This window comes from Georgenia sp. SUBG003 (assembly GCF_000715355.2).
Classification (GTDB): domain Bacteria; phylum Actinomycetota; class Actinomycetes; order Actinomycetales; family Actinomycetaceae; genus Georgenia.
In genome coordinates, this window is record NZ_CP180204.1 from 3,545,644 (window position 1) to 3,566,010 (window position 20,367).

General features: G+C 74.9%; 18 protein-coding genes and 4 pseudogenes. 7 read left to right on the forward strand and 15 right to left on the reverse strand.

The window, feature by feature from the left end; all coding sequences use genetic code 11:
• Window positions 1–278 precede the first annotated feature (278 nt).
• The 3 genes and pseudogenes from DA06_RS18570 to DA06_RS18580 form a co-directional block, all read right to left on the reverse strand.
• A pseudogene (locus DA06_RS18570) lies at window positions 279–1,007 on the reverse strand (XdhC family protein); the annotation flags it as partial.
• Window positions 905–1,414 carry an NAD(P)-binding domain-containing protein gene (locus tag DA06_RS18575; protein ID WP_418605702.1) on the reverse strand — a complete coding sequence of 170 codons (510 nt, stop codon included), beginning with the start codon at window positions 1,412–1,414 and terminating at the stop codon, window positions 905–907. The gene DA06_RS18575 and the pseudogene DA06_RS18570, both read right to left, overlap by 103 nt.
• Window positions 1,414–2,772, reverse strand: a complete 1,359-nt coding sequence (locus DA06_RS18580; protein ID WP_043502934.1) for an NAD(P)H-dependent oxidoreductase — start codon at window positions 2,770–2,772, stop codon at window positions 1,414–1,416. The genes DA06_RS18575 and DA06_RS18580 overlap by 1 nt, the downstream gene beginning before the upstream one ends.
• Window positions 2,773–2,885: 113 nt before the next feature.
• Here DA06_RS18580 and DA06_RS18585 point away from each other — a divergent pair, with 113 nt between their 5' ends.
• Both DA06_RS18585 and DA06_RS18590 read left to right on the forward strand, forming a co-directional pair.
• A complete protein-coding gene (locus DA06_RS18585; protein WP_418605703.1) occupies window positions 2,886–3,641 on the forward strand; it encodes a LacI family DNA-binding transcriptional regulator in 756 nt (251 codons plus the stop codon).
• Between the two features lie 284 nt (window positions 3,642–3,925).
• Window positions 3,926–4,609: a Rho termination factor N-terminal domain-containing protein gene (locus tag DA06_RS18590; protein ID WP_418605704.1), complete on the forward strand. Its 684-nt coding sequence runs from the start codon at window positions 3,926–3,928 to the stop codon at window positions 4,607–4,609.
• A 277-nt stretch (window positions 4,610–4,886) separates the two neighbouring features.
• On the opposite strand, the gene DA06_RS18595 is transcribed toward DA06_RS18590, so the two are convergent.
• The 12 genes and pseudogenes from DA06_RS18595 to DA06_RS18650 all read right to left on the reverse strand — a co-directional run bounded on the left by DA06_RS18595 (window position 4,887) and on the right by DA06_RS18650 (window position 16,403).
• On the reverse strand, window positions 4,887–5,120 hold the full coding sequence (locus tag DA06_RS18595) for a hypothetical protein (protein ID WP_043502947.1): 234 nt from the start codon (window positions 5,118–5,120) through the stop codon (window positions 4,887–4,889).
• Between the two features lie 15 nt (window positions 5,121–5,135).
• Window positions 5,136–6,485 carry a DUF4041 domain-containing protein gene (locus DA06_RS18600; protein ID WP_418605706.1) on the reverse strand — a complete coding sequence of 450 codons (1,350 nt, stop codon included), beginning with the start codon at window positions 6,483–6,485 and terminating at the stop codon, window positions 5,136–5,138.
• A 121-nt stretch (window positions 6,486–6,606) separates the two neighbouring features.
• A complete protein-coding gene (locus DA06_RS18605; protein WP_418608084.1) occupies window positions 6,607–7,995 on the reverse strand; it encodes a pyridoxal phosphate-dependent decarboxylase family protein in 1,389 nt (462 codons plus the stop codon).
• Window positions 7,904–9,235: a serine hydrolase domain-containing protein gene (locus DA06_RS18610; RefSeq protein WP_418605707.1), complete on the reverse strand. Its 1,332-nt coding sequence runs from the start codon at window positions 9,233–9,235 to the stop codon at window positions 7,904–7,906. Before DA06_RS18610 ends, DA06_RS18605 begins: the two co-directional genes overlap by 92 nt.
• Window positions 9,120–11,252, reverse strand: coding sequence for a protein translocase subunit SecD (gene secD / locus DA06_RS18615; RefSeq protein WP_418605708.1), 2,133 nt, complete (start codon window positions 11,250–11,252; stop codon window positions 9,120–9,122). Before secD ends, DA06_RS18610 begins: the two co-directional genes overlap by 116 nt.
• A gap of 54 nt (window positions 11,253–11,306) precedes the next feature.
• Entirely contained in the window at window positions 11,307–11,753 is a 447-nt protein-coding gene (gene yajC / locus DA06_RS18620) for a preprotein translocase subunit YajC (protein WP_052436960.1), read from the reverse strand.
• Window positions 11,754–11,923: 170 nt separating this feature from the next.
• A complete protein-coding gene (gene ruvB / locus DA06_RS18625; protein WP_052436961.1) occupies window positions 11,924–12,925 on the reverse strand; it encodes a Holliday junction branch migration DNA helicase RuvB in 1,002 nt (333 codons plus the stop codon).
• Between the two features lie 13 nt (window positions 12,926–12,938).
• The gene (ruvA, locus tag DA06_RS18630) at window positions 12,939–13,550 is read right to left on the reverse strand and encodes a Holliday junction branch migration protein RuvA (protein ID WP_043502962.1); all 612 of its coding nucleotides are present in this window, start codon (window positions 13,548–13,550) and stop codon (window positions 12,939–12,941) included.
• A gap of 85 nt (window positions 13,551–13,635) precedes the next feature.
• Window positions 13,636–14,526, reverse strand: a complete 891-nt coding sequence (locus DA06_RS18635) for a helix-turn-helix transcriptional regulator (RefSeq protein WP_418605709.1) — start codon at window positions 14,524–14,526, stop codon at window positions 13,636–13,638.
• Between the two features lie 61 nt (window positions 14,527–14,587).
• Window positions 14,588–15,063: pseudogene (gene ribH, locus DA06_RS18640) on the reverse strand (6,7-dimethyl-8-ribityllumazine synthase).
• Window positions 15,064–15,164: 101 nt separating this feature from the next.
• Window positions 15,165–15,789: pseudogene (ribB, locus tag DA06_RS18645) on the reverse strand (3,4-dihydroxy-2-butanone-4-phosphate synthase); the annotation flags it as partial.
• A complete protein-coding gene (locus tag DA06_RS18650) occupies window positions 15,786–16,403 on the reverse strand; it encodes a riboflavin synthase (RefSeq protein WP_043502974.1) in 618 nt (205 codons plus the stop codon). The pseudogene ribB and the gene DA06_RS18650, both read right to left, overlap by 4 nt.
• Window positions 16,404–16,562: 159 nt before the next feature.
• Between DA06_RS18650 and DA06_RS18655 the strand changes: the two genes are divergently transcribed.
• From DA06_RS18655 to DA06_RS18675, 5 genes and pseudogenes are all read left to right on the forward strand, one after another.
• The gene (locus tag DA06_RS18655; RefSeq protein ID WP_418608086.1) at window positions 16,563–16,694 is read left to right on the forward strand and encodes an exodeoxyribonuclease V subunit gamma; all 132 of its coding nucleotides are present in this window, start codon (window positions 16,563–16,565) and stop codon (window positions 16,692–16,694) included.
• 244 nt (window positions 16,695–16,938) lie between these two features.
• Window positions 16,939–18,150 (forward strand): hypothetical protein, encoded by a 1,212-nt coding sequence (locus DA06_RS18660; RefSeq protein ID WP_418605710.1) that lies wholly within the window; start codon window positions 16,939–16,941, stop codon window positions 18,148–18,150.
• Window positions 18,143–19,288 carry a hypothetical protein gene (locus tag DA06_RS18665; RefSeq protein WP_052436962.1) on the forward strand — a complete coding sequence of 382 codons (1,146 nt, stop codon included), beginning with the start codon at window positions 18,143–18,145 and terminating at the stop codon, window positions 19,286–19,288. Before DA06_RS18660 ends, DA06_RS18665 begins: the two co-directional genes overlap by 8 nt.
• Window positions 19,285–20,061, forward strand: a complete 777-nt coding sequence (locus DA06_RS18670) for a UvrD-helicase domain-containing protein (protein WP_418605711.1) — start codon at window positions 19,285–19,287, stop codon at window positions 20,059–20,061. The genes DA06_RS18665 and DA06_RS18670 overlap by 4 nt, the downstream gene beginning before the upstream one ends.
• A pseudogene (locus DA06_RS18675) lies at window positions 20,001–20,225 on the forward strand (UvrD-helicase domain-containing protein); the annotation flags it as partial. The gene DA06_RS18670 and the pseudogene DA06_RS18675, both read left to right, overlap by 61 nt.
• Window positions 20,226–20,367: the final 142 nt, after the last annotated feature.

Genomic DNA, 20,367 nt, shown 5'->3' on the forward strand with positions numbered 1-20,367 from the left:
CGCGTCATGGCGCCGTCGTCGTCGGGGTCACGGTCGTCGGGGTCACGGTCGTCGGGGTCACGGTCGTCGTCGTCCGACGGGTCGTCCTCGATGGAGGCGAGCTCGGCGTCGTCCTGGATCGCCGCCAGCTCGGCGTCCTCCTCCAGGCTCCTCAGCCGGGCGTCGTCCGGGATCGCCGCCGGCTCGGCGTCCTGCTCCAGGCCTATGCCCCTGGCGTCCTCCTCGGGCCTCGCGGGCGGCACGGGCGGCGCGGCCTCCGCGAACGCCGCGGCGTGCTGGTGGATGGGGCCGGAGGTCTCGGTGAGCCGCCCGCCGTCGCCGCCCCACCTCAGGGCGATGATCTCCGCGGCGATGCTCACCGCGGTCTCCTCCGGCGTGCGGGCGCCGAGGTTGAGCCCCACCGGGGAGGAGAGCTTCGCCAGCTGCTCGCCCGTCAGCCCGCTCTCGCGCAGACGCCGCAGCCGGTCGGTGTGCGTGCGGCGCGAGCCCATCGCCCCGACGTAGGCGACGGCCGGCCCCGTGAGGGCGGCGGTGAGCAGCGGGACGTCGAACTTCGGGTCGTGGGTGAGCACGCACAGGACGGTGCGCGAGCCGATCCGGCCGGCGTCGATCTCCTCGGCGAGGTACTCGTGCGGCCAGCGCACCACCACCTCGTGGGCGTCGGGGAACCGCGAGGCGGTGGCGAAGACGGGCCGGGCGTCGCACACGGTCACCTGGTAGCCGAGGAACGCCCCGATCCCCGCCACGGCGGCCGCGAAGTCGATCGCCCCGAAGACCAGCATCCGCGGGCGGGGGGCGTGGGAGGAGACGAACACCCGCATGCCCTGGCCGCGGCGCTCGCCGTCGGGCCCGTACTCGAGGGTCTCGGTGCGCCCGGAGGCGAGGAGGCCGCGGGCGTCGTCCGTCACGGCGTCGTCGGCACGCTGGGAGCCGAGGCCGCCCTGGACCCGCCCGCCCTCGGGGCGGACGACCAGACGCCGTCCGACGCGGCCGGGGTCGGGGTGGCCTCGGCCCCCGAGCACCCCCTCCGGACACGGGGCGTCGAGACGCGCACCCCGTGCCCCGCGAGCCGAGCCCCGAGCTGCCGCACCCCGGTCGGCGACACCGTGCCCATGACGACCAGCACCGGGGCGGCGACGCCGGCGGCGCGCCAGCCCGCGAGGAGGCCGTCCGGACGGTCGACGACCTCCTCGAGGTCGGGCAGGTCCGCCAGCACGGTGAGCGTCACCGGCCTCGCCGCATCGGCAGGTGCGGCCGCGACGTGCGCGCCGGTCTCGGCGAACGGCTCGGCCTTGGCCGCGGTGCGGTTCCACACCCACGGCTCCAGGCCGGCGGCGACCAGGGCGCGAGCCATCGGCGCGCCCATCGCTCCGAGACCGAGCAGCCCCACGTCCCCCGGGTTGACGCCCGTCATCAGACCCGCTCGGCCAGGGCCGGCTCGACCATGAGCGCCTCGGTCGCGCGGCGCATGGCGAGCGCGTTGTCCATGCCCTCCACCATCTCGACGTCGTCCCACGTCACCACCTGGCCGGCGGCGACGTCGCGCACGAGGCGCGTGCCGTGGGCCAGGGCCACCGGCAGTGCCCCCTTCTCCACCGACGACCGCGCCGAGACGAGCTTGCCCCACACGCAGTAGCCGCCCTCGCCGTCGAGCACCTCGCCCGCGCGCAGGTCCTTCTTGGCGGTGGCGACGACGTCGGCGTAGAAGCCGACGGGGCTGCCGGTGGCCACGCCCCGCAGCGCGGCGTTGGCGATGGAGACGCCGAGCTCGAGGCCCACGTAGTGGTAGGGGCGGTAGAGGGCCGCGTAGCGACCGCTGGGGTCCGGGTGCCACGGGTACTCCGTGAAGCAGCCGGAGACGTAGTCGTTGGTCGCCTCGACGACGACGAAGACGCCCTCCTGGGTGTTGTGGTCGATCCACTCACCGTCGCGGGTCACGGAGCTCATGACGTCCACGGACCCGTTGTGCGCCAGCACGCCGCCGTCGACGGAGGGACGGCAGACGGTGGCGATCTCCTCGACGTCGCCGGGCGTGAAGGTCAGCCCCTCGTCCGACGGGAACAGCGCGGCCGCGTTGGCGACCGCCGCCATCTCGATGGCCGCCTTGGTCCCGTCGCGGAAGGAGGTGTGCATGTACGGGTTGAGCTGTCCGGACTCGGTGAGCTCCTTGGAGAACTCCCAGTTCTCCCAGACGTTGTCGGGGTTCATCTGGTGGTAGTGCGGCAGGTACTTCGCGCCCTTGCCGGCGCAGGTGACCTTGAAGCCGGACGTGCGGGCCCAGTCCACCAGCTCCCAGATGAGGGCGGGCTGGTCGCCGTAGGCGAGCGAGTAGACGACGCCGGCCTTCTCGGCCTCGGCGGCCAGGGCCGGTCCGCACAGGGCGTCCGCCTCCACCGTCACCATGATGATGTGCTTGCCGGTGCGGATCGCGCGCAGCGCGTGGTCCGTGCCGACGACGGGGTTGCCGGTCGCCTCGACGATCACGTCCAGGTCGGCGTCGAGCAGCGGACCGGCGTTGTCGAGCACGACCGTGCCACCGCCGGCCAGCGCCTCCTCGACGCTTCCCGCGACGGCCTCCTGCGGCCAGTCGACGAGGGAGAGGGCGTTGCGGGCCCGCTCGACGTTGATGTCGGCGATCCCGACGACGTGCATGCCCGGGGTGTTTCGGACCTGCGCCAGGAACATCGTCCCGTACCGGCCGGCGCCGATGAGGCCGACGCGGATGGGCCGTCCGGATTCTTCGCGCTCGAGGAGAAGGTGGTGCAGGTTCATGGGTTCAGCCTCCAAGGGGGAAAGCGCCGCGGTGGGCGATCACTGCCCGCGGCGGTATGATGACGCTCACTGTAAACGGTTCCACACTTGTTACACAACTAGGGGTTGCCCGCATGTCTGCCAAGCCGCCGACCATCCGTGACGTCGCGCTGAGCGCCGGGGTCTCCGTCGCCGCCGTCTCCCGCGTGATGAACCCCGGGACCGGCCCCGTCTCGGAGGGCACCCGCGCCAAGGTCACCGCCGCGATCGGCGAGCTGGGCTACGTCCCGCGCCGCGACGCACGCGACCTGCGGGCGACGTCGACGAGCACGCTCGGCCTGGTGCTCGCCGACGTGACCAACCCCTTCTTCGCCAGGCTGGCGGACGAGGTGGTCTGGGAGGGCCGCGCACGCGGCCTGCAGGTGATCCTCATGACCACCCGGGAGGACCCGGGCCTGGAGGCCGAGTGCATCGCCACGCTCCGGGAACGCCGGGTGAGCGGGGTGATCGCGACCCCGACGGCCGACAACACCGACGCGTGGGTCGGGCTCCGCAGCCGCGAGGTCCCGCTGGTGTTCGTCGACCGCAGCGTCGCCGGCGTCGACGACGCCTCCGTGGTGTCCGTCGACAACGAAGCGGCCGCCGCGGAGGCGACGGGTCATCTGCTCGACCTCGGGCACCGGCGGGTCGGCCTGCTCACCGGCCCCAGCGACACCTCCACCGCGCGGGGACGCGTCGCCGGCTACCTGGCCCGCCGTCGTCTCCGGCGCGGCCCGAGCGTGCTGGTCCTCGAGCGGCTCGACGACGCCACCGCCCGCACGCTCGAGCAGCACGGCTGGCAGGTGCTCGAGCCCGGCGTCGCCGCCTCCGGCGCGTACCTGGCGGGCTGACCGCGGCAGTTCCGGCGACGTGGGTCGAGCCACACGTCCGGATCGTGCCGCACCGGCCCGTCAGGGCTGGTAGCATCGTGAGTGCACCGACTCCCTGCGGACGTCTCCGCGCACCTGGGTGCGTCGACCGCGTCTTCGTACAGACGGAGCATCTGCCCCGACCGCCACGCGCATCTTGCGGCCGCGCCCGGGGCCCCCACACCACCCAGCCCCTCCGGCTGGGCGAACCGACCCGCGTCCTTGCACCGACGATCCGAGGACGTTTCACCGAGGGAAGGAACCTCGTGACCGAAACTGTCGACGCCCCCACCACCGGCACTGCCGCACCGCGTCGGGGCTCGTTGACCACTCTCCGCCTCCCGGAGCTCCAGGCCCTCGCGGGCGAGATGGGGCTCAAGGGCACGGCGAAGATGCGCAAGAGCGACCTTGTCGCCGCCATCCGCGAGGCCCGCGGCGACGGCAACGGCACCGGGCGGACCGCTGCACCGAAGCAGTCGCAGTCCGCCGCGCCGAGCCGGGCGGCCGAGCCCGCAGGCGCCGTCGGACCCGGCGGCCGCGGCGAGCGCCAGCAGCACGGAGGTGGACCCGGACACCTGGACCACGCTGCCGCGCGCGAGGGCGCCGCCGGGAAAGAGCGGGGCGAGGACCTGCGGGACGGGCAGGCTCCGGTCGGCGCCGGGACCGAACGGGTCGGGCGCCGAGACGGTGCCGGCGGCCGCGCCGTCGTGCGCTCCGCGTGGCCCGGCCGGCGCGACGCTGCTGAGTGCGGGACCGGACACCGGCGGCGCGTCCGGGACGCGGCCGGGATCGCCCGTGACGGACCGGGCTGGTGCTCAGCCCGGGTCCGCCCAGGCGGGTGCGCAGCCCGGCTGCCGTCTCCGCGCGGTTCAGCGCGGCGCGGGCCGCGGCCAGGCGGGCGTGCGGATCACGGGTGGCGTCATGGGTTCCGGTGGTGGGCACAGCCGTGAGCGAGGTCCTCATGACTCCTCCTCGCCACACGTCCGGCACATCCTCGAACGCACGTTCGATCGACCTCCAGTGTTCGTCCGGGAACGACGCTTGTCAACCGCGCCCGACCACCCTGGGGAAGCGCGACGATGCGGAGTCTGTCAGCCGCCACCCACACCGGCGCCGGCCGCACGGACGCCTCTACCGTCGGCGAGGTGAACCGCAGGTCGTCCCGGCCGTCACCCTCGCGGGGCCCTGAGGCCGGCTGCGAAGCCCGCGCGGCGGCGCTCGCTCCGGTCAGAACAGGAAGTAGACCGCCACGGCCATGCCCAGGAGGGTGACCAGCACCACCCACGCCAGGTAGCGCTGCCGGGGCCGGGACAGCTCGACCCGCTGGTCCGCCGCGGGGGGCGCGAGGCGGGACCTGCGGGACCTCGGCCTTCCCTCCGGCACCGTCCCCTCGGCGTCGACGTCGTCGACCCGGTCAGCGGCGGTAGGCGGAGGAAACCTGCGGTGCACGTCGTCGTCCACGTCCGTCCCTTCCCGCTAGTGGCTGAACCGGCCGTTGGAGGTCACCGGCGAGGGCGGCTCCCAGCCGGGCGTCCCGGGCCCGGGAACCTGGCCGCCGTCGGGTGCGTGACCGGGCGTACCGGGCGGGTTGCCGGAGCCGGCGCCGTACCCGGGTGCCCCGGTGCCGTACGCGGGCGCGCCGGTGCCGTACCCGGCGCCGTAGCCGGAACCACCCGGGACGTACTCCGGCGGAAGGGCCGTGCCAGACGCCGCAGGGGCAGCCGCCGCGGCGGCCTCCTCGCGCTCCTTGCGGATCTTGTGCTCGCCCGCCATCTCGATCTCCTGGGCGCGCAGCGCGTGGTACCTGTCGGTGATCGCCACGCCGATCCACGCGCCGTGCCGGGCGACGGCGTCGCGCGCGCGGATCAGCCGGGTGAGAGCACCGTCGATGCCCCCGGGACCCGCGGTGCGCACCGCGTTCTCGGCCTCGGCGTTGTAGGCGCGCAGGCTGAGGGCGGTCACCTCCGCCACGACCTGCTGCCCCTTGGCGGCCGAGTGGCCGAGCTTGAAGTTCTTCGGGGCGGTGATCGCCTCGCCGGCGCGCAGGGTCTCCACGATCGTCTCGCGCAGGGCGGCGAGCTGGGTGGCGAGCGCGGGGGAGTCCTCCGCGGGGTGGCGGTAGTCGTAGAGCCCCAGGTCCTGGACCGCGACACGTTCACCGAGGTCCACGAGCTCGGCACGCGCGGCGGCGACGGCACCCTCGGCCTCGGCCAGCTCGGCCCGGCGCGTCTCCAGCTCGCCGGCGAGCTCCTCGTGCCGGCGGCCGAGGTCCTGGTGGAGGCGGGTCAGCTCCTCGTACTCGGCGACCGCCCCGGCGTGCCGGCGACCGAGCTCCTCCTGCTCACGCGTCAGCGCCTGGTGCGCGACGGTCAGCGCCTCGTGCTCGTGGACGAGCTCGCCGTGCCTGCGCGACAGCTCCTCCCGGCGACGGGTGAGCTCGTCGAGCTGGCCGGCGGTCTCGTCGGCCCGCGCCACCGCCGCGGCGTGGTCCTGCCGGACCCCCTCGACGGCGGAGCGCAGCTCTTCGAGCTGCTCCTCGGCGACGCGGTGGGCCTCGACCATCTCCCGGTCGAACTCGGCCAGCTCGGCCCGACGCCGTTCGAGCTGCTCCCCGGCGGCCACCTCGGCCGCCGTCAGCTCGGTGAGCCGGCCCTCGACGGCCTCGGCCGCCGCGACCTGCTCCTCCACGCGGGCGAGCTCGGCACGCGCGTGGCCGATGCGCTGGACCAGCTCCTCCTCGCGCTCGGCGATGTGGTCGATCTCAGCGCGTCCCGCACCGGGGAGGTCGGGCGGGTCGGCGAGCAGGCGGGCGATCGGGTCGGGCACAGGAGGAAGTCTGCCTCCTCGCGCTGCCTGAGCTCCGTGGGCGCCTGTGAGCGTGGCGGGGATCCGTGGGCACGCACGGCGCCGCAGACAGCCTCCGGGAACGTCCGGCTCCCGACCGCTCTCACCCGACGGCGGCCACCGCCCGGGCGAGCGCGTCGAGGCTGCGGGCGACGTCGTCCTCGGAGGTGGAGAAGTTGCTGACCGAGATCCGCAGCACCGCACGTCCCTGCCAGACCGACCCCGTCATCCAGGTGGTGCCGTCCTCGAGGACCCGTTCGACCACGCGGCGGGTGCGCTCGTCGTCGCCGAACGCCACGCACACCTGGGTGAAGACGACGTCGTTGAGCACCTCCGCCCCGTCGAGGCGGGCGGCGCCCTCGGCGAGCTGGCGGGCGCGGAGGCACAGTCGCTCCACCAGCTCTGCCACGCCGTCTCGACCGAGGCTGCGCAGCACCGCCCACACGGGCACGCCGCGGGCCCGCCGCGAGAGCTCCAGCACCCGTTCCTGCGGGTCCCCGACCACGTCCTCCACGAGGTACGCGCCGTGCACCGCCATGGAGGTGCGCATGGCGGCGGCGTCCCTGACCGCCGCGAGGCCGCAGTCGTAGGGGACGTTGAGGGTCTTGTGCGCGTCCGTCGCCCAGGAGTCGGCCTCCTCCACCCCGGCAGTGAGGTGGCGGCGTGCCGGTGCGGCTGCCGCCCACAGCCCGAAGGCCCCGTCGACGTGCACCCACGCTCCGGCGCCGTGCGCGAGGGGCACGCACTCGGCGAACGGGTCGGAGTCGCCGGAGTGGATGTTGCCCGCCTGGAGGACCACCAGCGTCGGTTCGCCGCTGCCCTCGCCCAGCGCGTGGCGCAGCGCGTCCGGCCGCACCCGGCCCTGGCCGTCGGCCTCCACGGTCTCGGGCAGGCCGAGGCCCAGGTAGCGCAGGGCGAGGTCCACGGAGACGTGCCGCTCGGCGCCGGCGACCACCCGCACCCGTGGCCCGCCGGCGAGCCCTCGGTCCAGCTCCCAGCCTGCCCGCCGCAGGAGCGTGTCGCGGCCGGCGGCCAGCCCGACGACGTTCGCCGTGGTGGCGCCGGTGGTGAACCCGACGCCACTGCCGTCGGGCAGGCCCAGGAGCTCCGACAACCACGTGGCCGCGACCTCCTCGATCGCCGCCACGGCGGGCGTGACCTGCCTGAGCACGGCGTTCTGGTCCCAGGCGCTCACGAGCCAGTCGGCCGCCAGTGCGGCCGGGTGCGTCCCGCCGATGACGAACCCGAAGAACCTCCCCGAGGGCATGGCGGTCAGGCCCGGCTCGCACGCCGCGACCAGGTGGTCGACGACGGCGGCGGGGTCCGTCGGCCCCTCCGGCAGCTCGCGGCCGAGCGCGTCCGCGACCGTGTCCACCGCAACCTGCGCCGGCACGCGCCGGTCAGGGAGGCTGCCGAGCCAGTCGCGCGCGTGCCCGTACGCCCTCTCGAGCGCGGCGTCGAACTGCGGGTCCAGCCCCGAGCCGACCCGGATCCCCCGTACCCGTGCCCCACCCGCCCCTGCCTGCCCTCCGCGGACCGCTGCGTCCCGTCCATGGGTCGACCCCTTCGTCGCCGGGACACCAAGCATGCTCCGGCCCGGTGGTCCGGGGCCAGGAAACCGTCGGGCGGCCGGGTGGAGCACGGCCCGGGCCGTGGCAGCTCAGGGTGACAGGGCCGGCGCGACCACCCGGTCCACGAGGTCGAGGAGCGCCGTCGGGTCCAGCGGTTCGGCCCGGGCCGGGACCGCCGCCCGCGACGGCGACGACGAGGTCGAGGTCGGGCACCACCTCGATGAGCTGCCCGCCGCGCCCGATGGCCGCGAAGGCGGGCCGGCCGTCCGCCGTCGTCACCCACCACCCGAAGCCGTAGCCCTCCGTCGCCCGGAAGGCCCCGTGAGGCTCGACGTGCTCGCTCGTCGACTCGGCCACCCACCAGGAGGGGACTATCTGCCGGCCCTCGCGACGACCGCCGTCGGCCATGAGCCGGCCGATCCGCACCATGTCCCACGCCGTCATCCTCAGGCCTGTCGCGCCCAGGTGCCTGCCCTGGGGATCCACCGGCCATGCGAACCAGGCTCGCTCGAACGCCGGCAGGTCGGCCTCGGGAGCCACCGGCTCAGCGGCCGGCTCCGAGTCGATCCCCACGGGGCCGAGGAGGTGTTCACGGGCGAAGGCGAGCACGTCGGTGCCGGTCGCGCGGGAGAGTACCGCGGAGAGCAGGTGGGCGCTGCGGTCGGAGTAGACGAACCGTTCCCCGGCGGGGAGGCTCAGGCCGTCCGCGAGCACCCCGGCCACGACGTCGCCGGGCCGGCCGAGGTCCACGGGAGCCGCCGGCAGTCCGCCGGTCATGGTCAGCAGCTCCTCCAGCGTCACCTCCCCGACGCCGTCGACCATCACCGCCGCGTGCTCGGGGAGCAGCTCCCCCAGAGGCTGCTGCAGGCCCTCCAGGTCGCCCCGGTCGATGGCGATGCCGACGAGCACCGACACCACGCTCGTGGTCACCGACCCCACGTCGTAGGTGGTCTCCGGCGCGCTCTCCCGGTAGTGCTCGAGCACGGGCCTGCCGTCCTGGACCACGAGGAACGCGCGCACCTGGCCGAACCCGTAGTCCGACGGGTCACGCTCGAGGGTGTCGACGATGGTGGGGCCGAGCCCGCCCGTGATGGCCGACGGCGGGGCAGCCGTCCCGGCGACGACGTCGGCGCCCGGGGCGTCCGGGGCGCACGCCGCCACGGCTGCCACCAGCGCGGCGGCCGCCGCGCGCACGATCGTCCGTGACGGCGCCATGGCCCCGCTCCTCGCCCGCGACACCGGGGGCTCTCATCATCCGTCCGGCTCCCGCGCCGGTCCAGACCCCGTCGCTCCCGGATCCGGTCCCGCGGGACCAACTCGGGCCGGACGACAGAGGGATGACCGACCTGTCGCCCTGGTCACCGGGGCCTCGTCCGGCATCGGCGAGAGCGCGGAGCCGGGCCGATGCACCGACGCCGGCACCGACGAGCTCGCGCTCGGGTGCCTCCTCGGCGCGTGAGCCGGCGCGGGGCGGGCCGAAGCGACCGCGGCCGCGGTAGGTCACGGACGTGGCGCCGAGACTCTCGGGCGACAGTCCGGACAGCTTGTGCCCCTGGCCGAAGAACCTGGTGCGCACGAGGAGCTGCATGACGGGGTGGGTGAAGAGGAACACCACCACGATGTCCACGAGCGTGGTGAGGCCGAGCGTGAACGCGAAGCCCTGCACGCCGCCGACAGCGAGGAAGTACAGCACCGCCGCCGCCGTGAAGTTCACGGCGTCCGAGGCGAGCACGGTACGCCGGGCACGCGGCCAGGCGTGCTCGACGGCGGCGGCGAGGGTGCGCCCCTCCCTGACCTCGTCCCGGATGCGTTCGAAGTACACGATGAACGAGTCGGCGGTGATGCCCACCGCCACGATGAGGCCGACCACGCCGGGCAGGGAGAGGCGGTAGCCGACCAGCCAGGACATCAGGGCGATGACGCCGTAGGTGATGATGCCGGCGAGGATGAGGCTGGCGACCGAGAGGAGACCGAGGCCCCGGTACTGCCACAGCATGTAGAGCACGACGAGGACCGCGCCGATCAGGCCCGCGAGGATGCCCTTGGACAGCTGCTCGGACCCGAGGGTCGCGGAGATCTCCTCCTGCGACTGGACCTCGAAGTCCAGCGGCAGGGAGCCGAAGTTGAGCTGGTTCGCCAGGTTCGCGGCGGTGTCGGGCGTGAAGCTCCCGCTGATCTGGGCCCGGCCGTCGTAGATCGCGACCTCCATGGTCGCGTTGGAGATGACCAGGCCGTCGAGGACGATGGCGAACTGGTTCTGCGGCGGCTGCAGGTTCAGCAGCCGCTCGCTGAACTCGCCGAACGTCTCCGTGCCCTCACGGTCCATCTCCAGGCTGACGACCCACTCACCGGTCGCGCCGCCCTGGCTGTTCACCCCCATCCCGGAGGACGCCGAGGCCACGTTCGTGCCCTCGAGGGTGGTGGGGCCGAGGATGAACTTCGCGCTGCCGTCCTCGGAGCACGCGACCAGCGGGGCGGCCGGGTCGTCCTGCGCCCCTCCGACGAGGTTCTCGGACGCGGTGCAGTCGAGCGTGTAGAAGTCGTAGCTCGCCTGCTCGGTGATCCAGTTCAGGTCCGAGCTGTTGGCGGGCTCGGCGGCGGGCTGGTCGGAGAGCTCGCCGTCACCGTCGGTGTCGGAGGCCTCGAGCGCGGCGGCCTCGATCTCCTCCTGCGTGGGCGGCGTCGCCGGCTCCTCGCTCGGCTCGGCGCTCGGCTCCTCCGTCGCCCCGTCGGTGGGGGTCTCCTGCGCCTCCTCGAAGGCGGCCGGGTCGATCGTGCCGGGACCGGCGACCGTCAGGACCGGCCTGAAGCGCAGCTGCGCCGAGCGGCGCACCAGGTCCAGGGTCTCCTCGTCCGGGTTACCGGGCAGCGCGACCACGATGTTGGACCCGCCCTGGCTCGTGATCTCGGCCTCGGCGACGCCGGAGGCGTCGACGCGCTGGCGGATGATCGCGATCGCCTGCTGGACGTCCTCCTGGGTGACCTCCGAGCCGTCGGTCGTCTTCGGGGTGAGGATCAGCTGGGTCCCACCCTCGAGGTCGAGCGCGAGCTTCGGTGTCATCGCGGCTTCCTCGGTCAGCTTCGTACCCGCGAACAACGACGCGAACAGAGCGATCACGAGGACGGCGAGGAAGCCGAGCGTGCGGCGAGGGCGTTCTCTCTTCTGGCGTTGCGCCACCGGTGTCTTCTCTCGTGCAGGGCGCGCCGGAGAGCGCGCTCGGGGTGGGCCGGGTCAGGCTCGGGGCGTGGTGCCCGGCTCGCCGCTCTCGTCGTCACGGGTGAGTCGGCCGCTGCCGTCGACCTCGGGGCCGCCCGGGCGGAACTGGGTCCCGCCTCCCGCGCCCGGGTCGAGCGCGGAGGCGTCGTCGGGGACGACGGCGGAGGTGCCGGCCGCGTCCTCGTCGTCCTCGACCACGGCGAACGGCGGCTCCTTGACCTCCTTGATCGCGCTCCTGAGCCAGATCGTCTCCACCCCGGACGGGCTCTCGAGGGTGACGACGTCACCGTCGACGTCGACCACCCGGCCGAAGAACCCGCCGATCGTCATCACGGAGGCGCCGGGCACCACAGCCTTGGCCAGCATGTCTCGCTGAGCGGCGGCCTGCTTCTTCCCGCGGCTCGTGACGAACCACATCATGCCGATCATGAGGGCGAGGAAGATGATGATTGTGGGGTCCATCGGGACAGGCTCCGGTAACGGTCGAGGGCACGGCTGACCAGACGAGTCTAGGCGCAACCGCAGGAGGGCTGGTACCAGCGTCCACTCCGCGCGGCGGGCGGGTCTGCGGCCCAGCACGCCCGGCGGGTCGGCCGGACGGCGTGCCCGCAACCGCGAGCCGGACGCCGCGGTCAGCCGAAGAGCGTCGCGTCGCCGGGACGCTCGAGACCGAGGTGCTCGTAGGCGGCCAGGGTGGCCATCCGTCCCCGCGGCGTGCGCACCACGAGTCCCTCGCGCACGAGGAAGGGCTCGGCGACGGTCTCGACCGTCTCCGGCTCCTCCCCCACGCTCACGGCGAGGGTGGTCAGCCCGACGGGGCCCCCGCCGAACCGGGAGCACAGTGCCTGCAGAACGGCCCGGTCGAGCCGGTCGAGGCCGAGTCGGTCCACCTCGAAGACGTCCAGCGCGCCGTGCGCGGCGGCCAGGTCCAGCACCCCGGTCCCGCGCACCTGCGCGAAGTCCTGGACGCGGCGCAGGAGCCGGTTGGCGATACGGGGCGTGCCACGCGACCGGGACGCCAGCTCGCGCGCGGCGTCGTCGTGCAGCGTGGCGCCGAGCAGCCCGGCGCTGCGGTGCAGCACCCGCTCGAGCTCCTCCGGCGCGTAGAACTCCAGGTGACCGGTGAACCCGAAACGGTCGCGGAGCGGCGCGGGCAGAAGCCCGGCCCGCGTCGTGGCCCCGACGACGGTGAAGGGCGGCAGCGACAGCGGGATCGACGTCGCCCCCGGGCCCTTGCCGACGACGACGTCCACCCGGAAGTCCTCCATCGCGAGGTAGAGCATCTCCTCGGCGGGCCGGGCGAGCCGGTGGATCTCGTCGATGAACAGGACGTCACGCTCCTGCAGCGACGACAGGATGGCCGCAAGGTCTCCCGCGTGCTGGATCGCGGGACCCGAGGTGAGCCTGAGCGCGCCGTCGACCTCGGCGGCGATGATCATCGCGAGCGTCGTCTTGCCCAGGCCCGGAGGGCCGGAGAGCAGCACGTGGTCCGGCGGCGTGTCGCGGGCCTTGGCGGCGTCCAGGACCAGCGAGAGCTGGTCGCGCACCACCTCCTGGCCCACGAAGTCGGCGAGCCGGCGCGGCCGGAGGGCCGCCTCGGCGGCACGCTCGATGTCGTCGGCGCCGGCGTCCATGACCTCCTGCTCGTCAGACACGCGCGTGCCCGCCCAGGTGCTGGAGAGCGGCGCGCAGGACCGCGGGAACGTCGGCCGGCGCGTCGGGCCCGCCCAGGACGGCTGCGACGGCGCCCGCGGCGACCTTCTCGCTCCAGCCGAGCTGGACGAGCGCGTCGACCACCTCCGGGGCCTCGGCCGGCTGCCCCACCGCCGGAGGCGTGCCCGGCTCTGCGCCGTCGCCCGGTGCTCCCAGCTTCTCCCCGATCTCGAGGACGATGCGCTGGGCCCCCTTCCGGCCGATGCCCGGGACGCGCTGGAGGGCTGCGAGGTCCTCGCCCGCGACCGCACGCCGCAGCCCGTCCGGCGTGTGCACCGCGAGCATCGCCAGAGCGAGGCGCGGACCCACGCCCGAGACCGTCTGGAGGGTCTCGAAGACACGACGCTCGTCGTCGTCCGCGAACCCGAAGAGGGTCAGCGAGTCCTCCCGCACCACGAGCGAGGTGGCGAGCCGGGCCTCCCGGCCCGTTCGCAGCCCGGCGAGCGTCGTGGGGGTCGCCTGCACGAGCATGCCGACGCCGCCGACGGTGACGACGGCGTGGTCGAGCCCGACGGCCTCGACCGTCCCGGTCACTGACGCGATCATCCAGTTCCTTCCTCGGCCGCGTCACCCGCGGACCTGCGACGACCGGCACCGGCGGCCGTGAACATGTGTACGACTGGGACCCAAACTACCCCTTGGGGGCGACCGCCCCGGCCCGGCGCGCCGAACGCTCCGCCTCCGCCCAGGCGCGCTGGGCGGCGGTCAGTCCGGGACCGGCGGCGGGGACGGTTCGGCCCCGTGCCCGCAGGGCGGACGCCCGCCCCGGCAGCAGCGCCACCCGGGCAGTCCCCTCCTGCGGCCGTGCCCGGGCGAGGAGAGCGCCGACGTCGACGTCGTCGGGCACCTCGAACGCCTCGGGGGCACCGGTGGCGCGGACACGGCCCCGGATGCGCGAGAGCCGGAACGCGCGGGGCGCTCCGCGGTCGACGTCGTGGCCGACGAGGTACCAGCCCCGGTCCTGGCTCAGCAGGCGCCACGGCTGCACGGTGCGCCGGGCCACCTGACCGGTGCTGGCCGCCAGGTAGGTGAACGTGACGGCGCGCCGGGTGTCGATCGCCTCCAGGAGCGGCGCGAAGGCCGCCTCGGGCCCGCGGACGCGGAGCGCGAGCCCGGCGTGCGCCTCCGGCTCCGGCGCGGGGCCGACCGCCCGGAGCTTGGTCACTCCCCGGCGCGCCGACGAGCGCAGCGAGGCGTCCTGCCACAGCTCGGCCGCGAGGGACAGCACGCCGACCTCGGCCGGGGTGAAGGCGACCTCGGGGAGCGTGTAGCCCGCCGCGTCCACCCGGTAGCCGACGTCGTCCTCGTGGACCGGGTCGTGCTCGACGACCAGCGGGACGCCCATCTCGCGGAGCAGGTCCTTGTCGCGCTCGAACATCCGCTCGAAGGCGGCGTCGCTCGTGGCGTCGGCGTAGCCGTTGACCCTCGTGCGGATCTCCTGCTTGGTCATCCACCGCCGGGTGTGCGTCAGCGCGATCACCAGGTCGAGCAGCCGTTCCGCCGCTTCCACACGCTGAGCCACTCCCCCACGCTACCCGGCCGCGAACCGGTCCTCCGCAGCCACGCTGAGGGTGGCCACCGGATCACCCGACGGCGGACAGGGTCCGCAGCGCGAGGGCCGTGGCGAGCGCCGCCTCGGCGGCCTCGGCGCCCTTGTCCTCCGTCGAGCCGGGCAGCCCGGCACGGTCGAGCGCCTGCTGCTCGTCGTCGGTGGTGAGCACCCCGAAGCCCACCGGGACGCCCGTCCGGACCGCCACGTCGGTGAGGCCGGAGGTGGCGGCCTGGCAGACGTAGTCGAAGTGCGGCGTCCCCCCGCGGATCACGACGCCGAGGGCGACTACCGCGTCGACGCCGGTCCGGGCGCCGCCGCGGCGGCGACGGGCAGCTCGAACGAGCCGGGGACGCGGACCTCGGTGTAGCGGGCGCCCGCGCCGTCGAGCGCCCGGCGGGCGCCGGCCAGCAGACCGTCCATCACTGCGGTGTGCCACTGCGCGGCGACGACGACGACCCGCAGGCCCGTCCCGTCGACGGCCAGCCTCGGTGCACCGGCGCCGCTCATCGCGTCAGCTCCTTCTGCTCGGGACGGGCCGGGGTGGCGCCGTCGGTGTGGTGGAGGTCACCGACAGGTGGGGGCTCGCCGGGGACGTCCTGCGCTCCGGCGTCGTGCGCCCGCCGCCAGGTCACGAGGTCCGCGATCGAGACGACCACGAGGCCCTCACGCCGGGCGAGCTCCTCGGCGGCGGACCTGCGCAGCATGGTGCCGTCGTCGTGCACGAGCTCGGCGATCGCGGCGACCTCCCCCGTTCCTGCCAGCCGGCACAGGTCGACAGCGGCCTCGGTGTGCCCGGGCCGCTCGAGCACGCCACCGGGGACGGCGCGCAGCGGCACGACGTGACCGGGCCGGACGAGGTCGGCCGGCGTGGTCGCCGGATCGGCGAGCGTGCGCAGGGTCAGGGCCCGGTCGGCCGCCGAGATGCCGGTGCCGACGCCGCGGGCCGCGTCCACGGTGACGGTGTAGGCGGTGCGCCGGGGGGTCCTGCGTGGCCGCGACCATCAGCGGCAGCTCGAGAGCGTCGGCACGGGCGGCCGGCATGGGGGCACAGACGTAGCCCGACGAGTGCCGCACCGTCCAGGCGAGCCACCGGGCGGACGCGGTGGCGGCCGGGAGGACGACGTCCACCTCGTCCTCCCGGTCGTGGTCGTCGGCCACGAGGACGGGACGTCCCGCACGGAGCTCGGCCAGTGCGTCGGCCACGGGGCCGCGGACGGGCGTCGCCGCGGTCACCGGCCGACCTCCGCGGTCCGGACCGCGTACCGGCCCACGAGCCGCTCGACGTACTTGGCGACTATGTCCACCTCGAGGTTCACCGACGCGCCGACCGCGACGGTGCCCAGGGTCGTCGCAGCGAGCGTGGTCGGGACGAGGGAGACCCCGAAGCTGGTGCCGCTCACGCCGGTGACCGTCAGCGACACCCCGTCGACGGCGATCGAGCCCTTCTCCGCCACGTACCGGGCGAGGGGCGCGGGCAGCGCGATCTCCACCTCGTCCCAGCGCGGGCCCGGCGTACGGCGGACGACGGTTCCCGCGCCGTCCACGTGGCCCTGGACGATGTGTCCGCCCAGGCGGGCGTCGGCCCGGACGGCGCGCTCGAGGTTCACCGGGGCACCGGCGACGAGCGTCCCGAGGGTGGTGCGGGCGAGCGACTCGGGCATGACGTCGGCGGTGAAGCCGGCCGCGTCGTGCTCGGCGACCGTGAGGCACACGCCTGCGACGGCGACGGAGTCCCCGACGGCGAGGTCCTCCGCGACCGTGGGGGCGGTGACGTGGAGGCGGGCGGCTCCGTCGACGTCCTCGCGGCCGCGTACGGTGCCCACCTCCTCGACGAGTCCGGTGAACATCAGCTTTCTCCTTCCTTGCGGCCGCCCCGTCGGACGGTCTGCGGGTGGGTCTGGGAGTGCCGGGCGGTCGCTCCGGCGTCGGGCCGGGCGTCGCCGCGGGGTACCGGGCGGGCGGCGAGGAACAGGTCGTCCCCGAGCCGGCGGGTCCGGGCGGTGAGTGTGTTCGGCCCCACCCGCCTGCCCGAGGACCAGCTGCGGGTGCTGCGCGCGCTCGCGGTGCATCGCGACGTGCACCTCTGGCTCCCGCACCCGTCGCCGGCGCTGTGGGACCGCCGTCGTCGCGGCCGGTGAACCCGGCTCGCGGCGCCGCCGCGACCAGCAGAACCACGCCGAGCACCCGTTCCTGGCCTCCACGGCCCGCGACGCCACCGAGCTCCAGACCCGCCTGCTGACGGCGGCGGACGGGACCGCCGTCGCCGTCGCGCACCACCCGGCGCCCCGACCGGCCGGCACGCTCCTGGGCGCACTGCAGGAGCGCCTCGCCGCCGACGACCCGGACGACCGGACCCACCACCTCGCCGCCGGCGACGACAGCGTGCAGGTCCACGCCTGCCACGGACTCTCCCGCCAGGTCGAGGTCCTGCGCGAGGTGCTCGCCGGACTCTTCGCCGGCGACCGGACCCTCGAGCCGCGGGACGTCATCGTCATGTGCCCCGACGTCGAGGCCGTCGCCCCGCTCGTCGCCGCCAGCTTCGGGCTCGCCCCCGACGGCGCGACGGACGTCCACCCCGGGCACACGATGCGCGTGCGGCTCGCCGACCGCGCCCCCGGGCGCACCAACCCGATCCTGACCCTTCTCGCGAACCTGCTCGCCATGGCCGACGGCCGGGTCACCGCGTCGGAGGTCCTCGACCTCGCCGCCGCCGAGCCTGTCCGCCGCCGGTTCCGGTTCTCCGACGACGACCTCGACCGGATCCGCGACTGGTCCGTCGAGGCGGGGGTGCACTGGGGCGAGGACGCCGAGCGGCGCGCCCGCTTCGACCTGCCCGGCGTGCTGCAGGGCACCTGGCAGGTCGCGCTCGACCGTATCCTCCTCGGCGCCGCGATGGCCGAGGAGGACCACCGCTACGTCGGGCACGCCCTGCCGCTCGACGACGTCGACAGCACCGACATCGACCTCGCCGGCCGCCTCGCCGAGCTGCTCGACCGGCTCGCCGCGCTGCTCGACGACCTGGACGGAGCGCACCCGCTCGACCACTGGCTCGACGCCCTCGACCGGGCGGTCACCCTCCTCGCCGACACGGCCCCGACCGAGACGTGGCAGGCCGTCCAGGCGCGCCGGATCCTCGGCGACGTCCGGGCCGGCGCCGCCGGCGACCACCCCGGCGGCCTGCTGCGGCTGCCGGACCTGCGCGCCCTTCTCGCCGACCGGCTCGCCGGGCGCCCCACCCGTTCGGGCTTCCGTACCGGGTCCCTGACCGTCTGCTCCCTCGAGCCGATGCGCGCCGTGCCCCACCGGGTCGTCTGCCTCCTCGGCGTCGACGACGGCGCCTTCCCCCGCGGCACCAGCCAGGACGGCGACGACATCCTGCTGCGCGACTCGTGCATCGGCGAGCGCGACCGCCGCAGCGAGGACCGCCAGCTCTTCCTCGACGCCGTCACCGCGGCCGAGGACCACCTGGTCGTCCTCTACTCCGGCGCCCACGAGCGCACCGGCGCCGCCCGGCCGCCCGCCGTCCCCCGTCGGCGAGCTCCTCGACGCCGTCGACCGCGCCGCCACCACCGGGGACGGGCGCCCGGTGCGTGAGCACGTGCTGCGCCACCACCCGCTCCAGGTCGTCGACGAGCGGAACTTCACCCCCGGCGCGCTCGGCCGTGCCGGCCGGCCGTTCAGCTTCGACACGGTGGCGCACCGCGCGGCCCTCGCCGGCCGCGGCGACCGGGTGGACCGGCCGCCGTTCCTCGGCGCACCGCTCCCGCCGGCCGCCGTGCTCGACGGCGAGGGAGCGGGCACCGTCGACCTGAGCGACCTCGTCGCCGTGCTTGAGCACCCGGTCAAGTACTTCCTGCGGAGCCGCCTCGGACTGTCCGTCTCCGGGGAGGTCGCCGAGGTCGAGGACCGTCTCCCGCTCACCTTCGACGCGCTGGATGCGTGGGGCACCGGCGAGAGGTTCCTCCAGGCCAGGCTGGAGGGCGTCCCCGACAACCAGGCGATCAACGTCGAGTGGCGCCGCGGCATGGCACCGCCCAAGGAGCTCGGCCGGACCGCGCTGCTCGAGGTGGGCAGCAAGGTCGTGCCCATCGCCGACGCCGCCGCCCAGGAGCGCGTCGGCGGTGCGGAGGCGGTCGACGTCCTCGTCGAGCTGCCCTCCGGCGTCACGCTGACGGGCACCGTCCCGGGCGTCCACGGCACCACCGTCGTGCGCGCCACCTACTCCCGCCTGGCGCCCAAGCACCGGCTGCGCGCCTGGGTCCAGCTCCTCGCGCTGGCCGCCGCGCACCCGGGCCGGCCGTGGCGCACCGCCACCATCGGACGCCCCAGCCACAACCGGCCCGGCGTCTTCGTCGCCCGCCTCGTGGCGCCGACGCAGAGCGAGGCGCGCGAGCTGCTCGACCAGCTCGTCCACCTGCGTTCCCTCGCCCTGCGCGAACCGCTCCCCGTCCCGGTCCCCGTCGCCTGCACCTACGCCACCGCCCGCGCCGCCGGCGACTCCGCGGACATGGCCCTGGTCAGTGCTGAGCGTGCCTGGAACGGCGACCAGTTCCTCCGGGACGACGAGCACCACGTCATCTGCTGGGGCCCGGGCGCCAGCCTCGACGACATCCTCGGCGTCCCCACCGACGACGAACGCGCCTGGTACCCGGAGGACCGCACCCGGCTCGGCGTCCTCGCCCGGCGGGTGTGGGAGCCGCTCCTCGCCCACGAACAGGTGGACAAGCCGTGACCGACACCAGCACTCACGCAGACATCAGCACCCGCCCCGGCGCCGCCCTCGACACGGACCTGCCCGTGTTCGACGTGTGCGGGCCGCTGCCCACCGGGACCACCGTCCTCGAGGCCAGCGCGGGCACCGGGAAGACGTTCACCATCGCCGCGCTCGCCACCCGGTACGTCGCCGAGGAGGGCGTCGACCTCGCCGATCTCATGCTCGTCACCTTCGGCCGGGCCGCCACCTCCGAGCTGCGCGACCGCGTGCGCGACCGGCTGCTGAGCACCGAGCACGCCCTGCGCGACCCCGCGGCCGCCCGCGGGAGCGAGGACGCCGTCGTCTCGCACCTCGCCGCCGTCGACGACGCCGAGGTCGACCTCCGCCGTCGCCGCCTGACCCGGGCGCTGTCCCAGTTCGACGCCGCCACCATCACGACGACGCACGGCTTCTGCCAGCAGATGCTGACCTCGCTCGGCGTGGCCGCCGACGTCGACCCCGACCTGACGTTCGTCCCCCGACATCGCCGACCTTCGCGAGGAGGTGCTCGACGACGTCTACCTCGCCCGCTACGCCACCTCCCGCGCCCCCGGAGCTCTCGCCGGACGAGGCGCGCAGCATCGCCAAGGACGCCGTCAGCGACCACCAGGCCGCCCTGCGCCCTACCGACGCCCCGCCCGACTCGCTGCCCGGGCACCGGCACGCCCTCGCCCGGGCCGTCCGGGAGGAGGTGCTGCGCCGCAAGCGCGCCCGCCGCCTGCTCGACTACGACGACCTCCTCACCCTCCTGAGCGACGCCCTCACCCACCCCGTCCACGGCGAGGCCGCCGCCCGCCGGGTGCGGGAGCGCTACGCCGTCGTCCTCGTCGACGAGTTCCAGGACACCGACCCCGTCCAGTGGGAGATCCTGCGCGCCGCCTTCCACGACCACCGCACCCTCGTCCTCATCGGCGACCCCAAGCAGGCCATCTACGCCTTCCGTGGCGGCGACGTCGTCACCTACCTCCAGGCGCGCGACGTCGCCACCCCACACCGCCACCCTCAGCAGGAACTGGCGCAGCGACAAGGAGCTCCTCACCGGTCTCGACGCGATCTTC

Bases quoted from the DNA above. Each gene is read 5' to 3' on its own strand.
- DA06_RS18650 (WP_043502974.1), bottom strand. From the start codon at position 16,403: ATGTTCACCGGACTCGTCGAGGAGGTGGGCACCGTACGCGGCCGCGAG.
- yajC (WP_052436960.1), bottom strand. From the start codon at position 11,753: ATGGACCCCACAATCATCATCTTCCTCGCCCTCATGATCGGCATGATG.
- DA06_RS18580 (WP_043502934.1), bottom strand. From the start codon at position 2,772: ATGAACCTGCACCACCTTCTCCTCGAGCGCGAAGAATCCGGACGGCCC.
- ruvB (WP_052436961.1), bottom strand. From the start codon at position 12,925: ATGGACGCCGGCGCCGACGACATCGAGCGTGCCGCCGAGGCGGCCCTC.
- ruvA (WP_043502962.1), bottom strand. From the start codon at position 13,550: ATGATCGCGTCAGTGACCGGGACGGTCGAGGCCGTCGGGCTCGACCAC.
- DA06_RS18585 (WP_418605703.1), top strand. From the start codon at position 2,886: ATGTCTGCCAAGCCGCCGACCATCCGTGACGTCGCGCTGAGCGCCGGG.
- DA06_RS18575 (WP_418605702.1), bottom strand. From the start codon at position 1,414: ATGACGGGCGTCAACCCGGGGGACGTGGGGCTGCTCGGTCTCGGAGCG.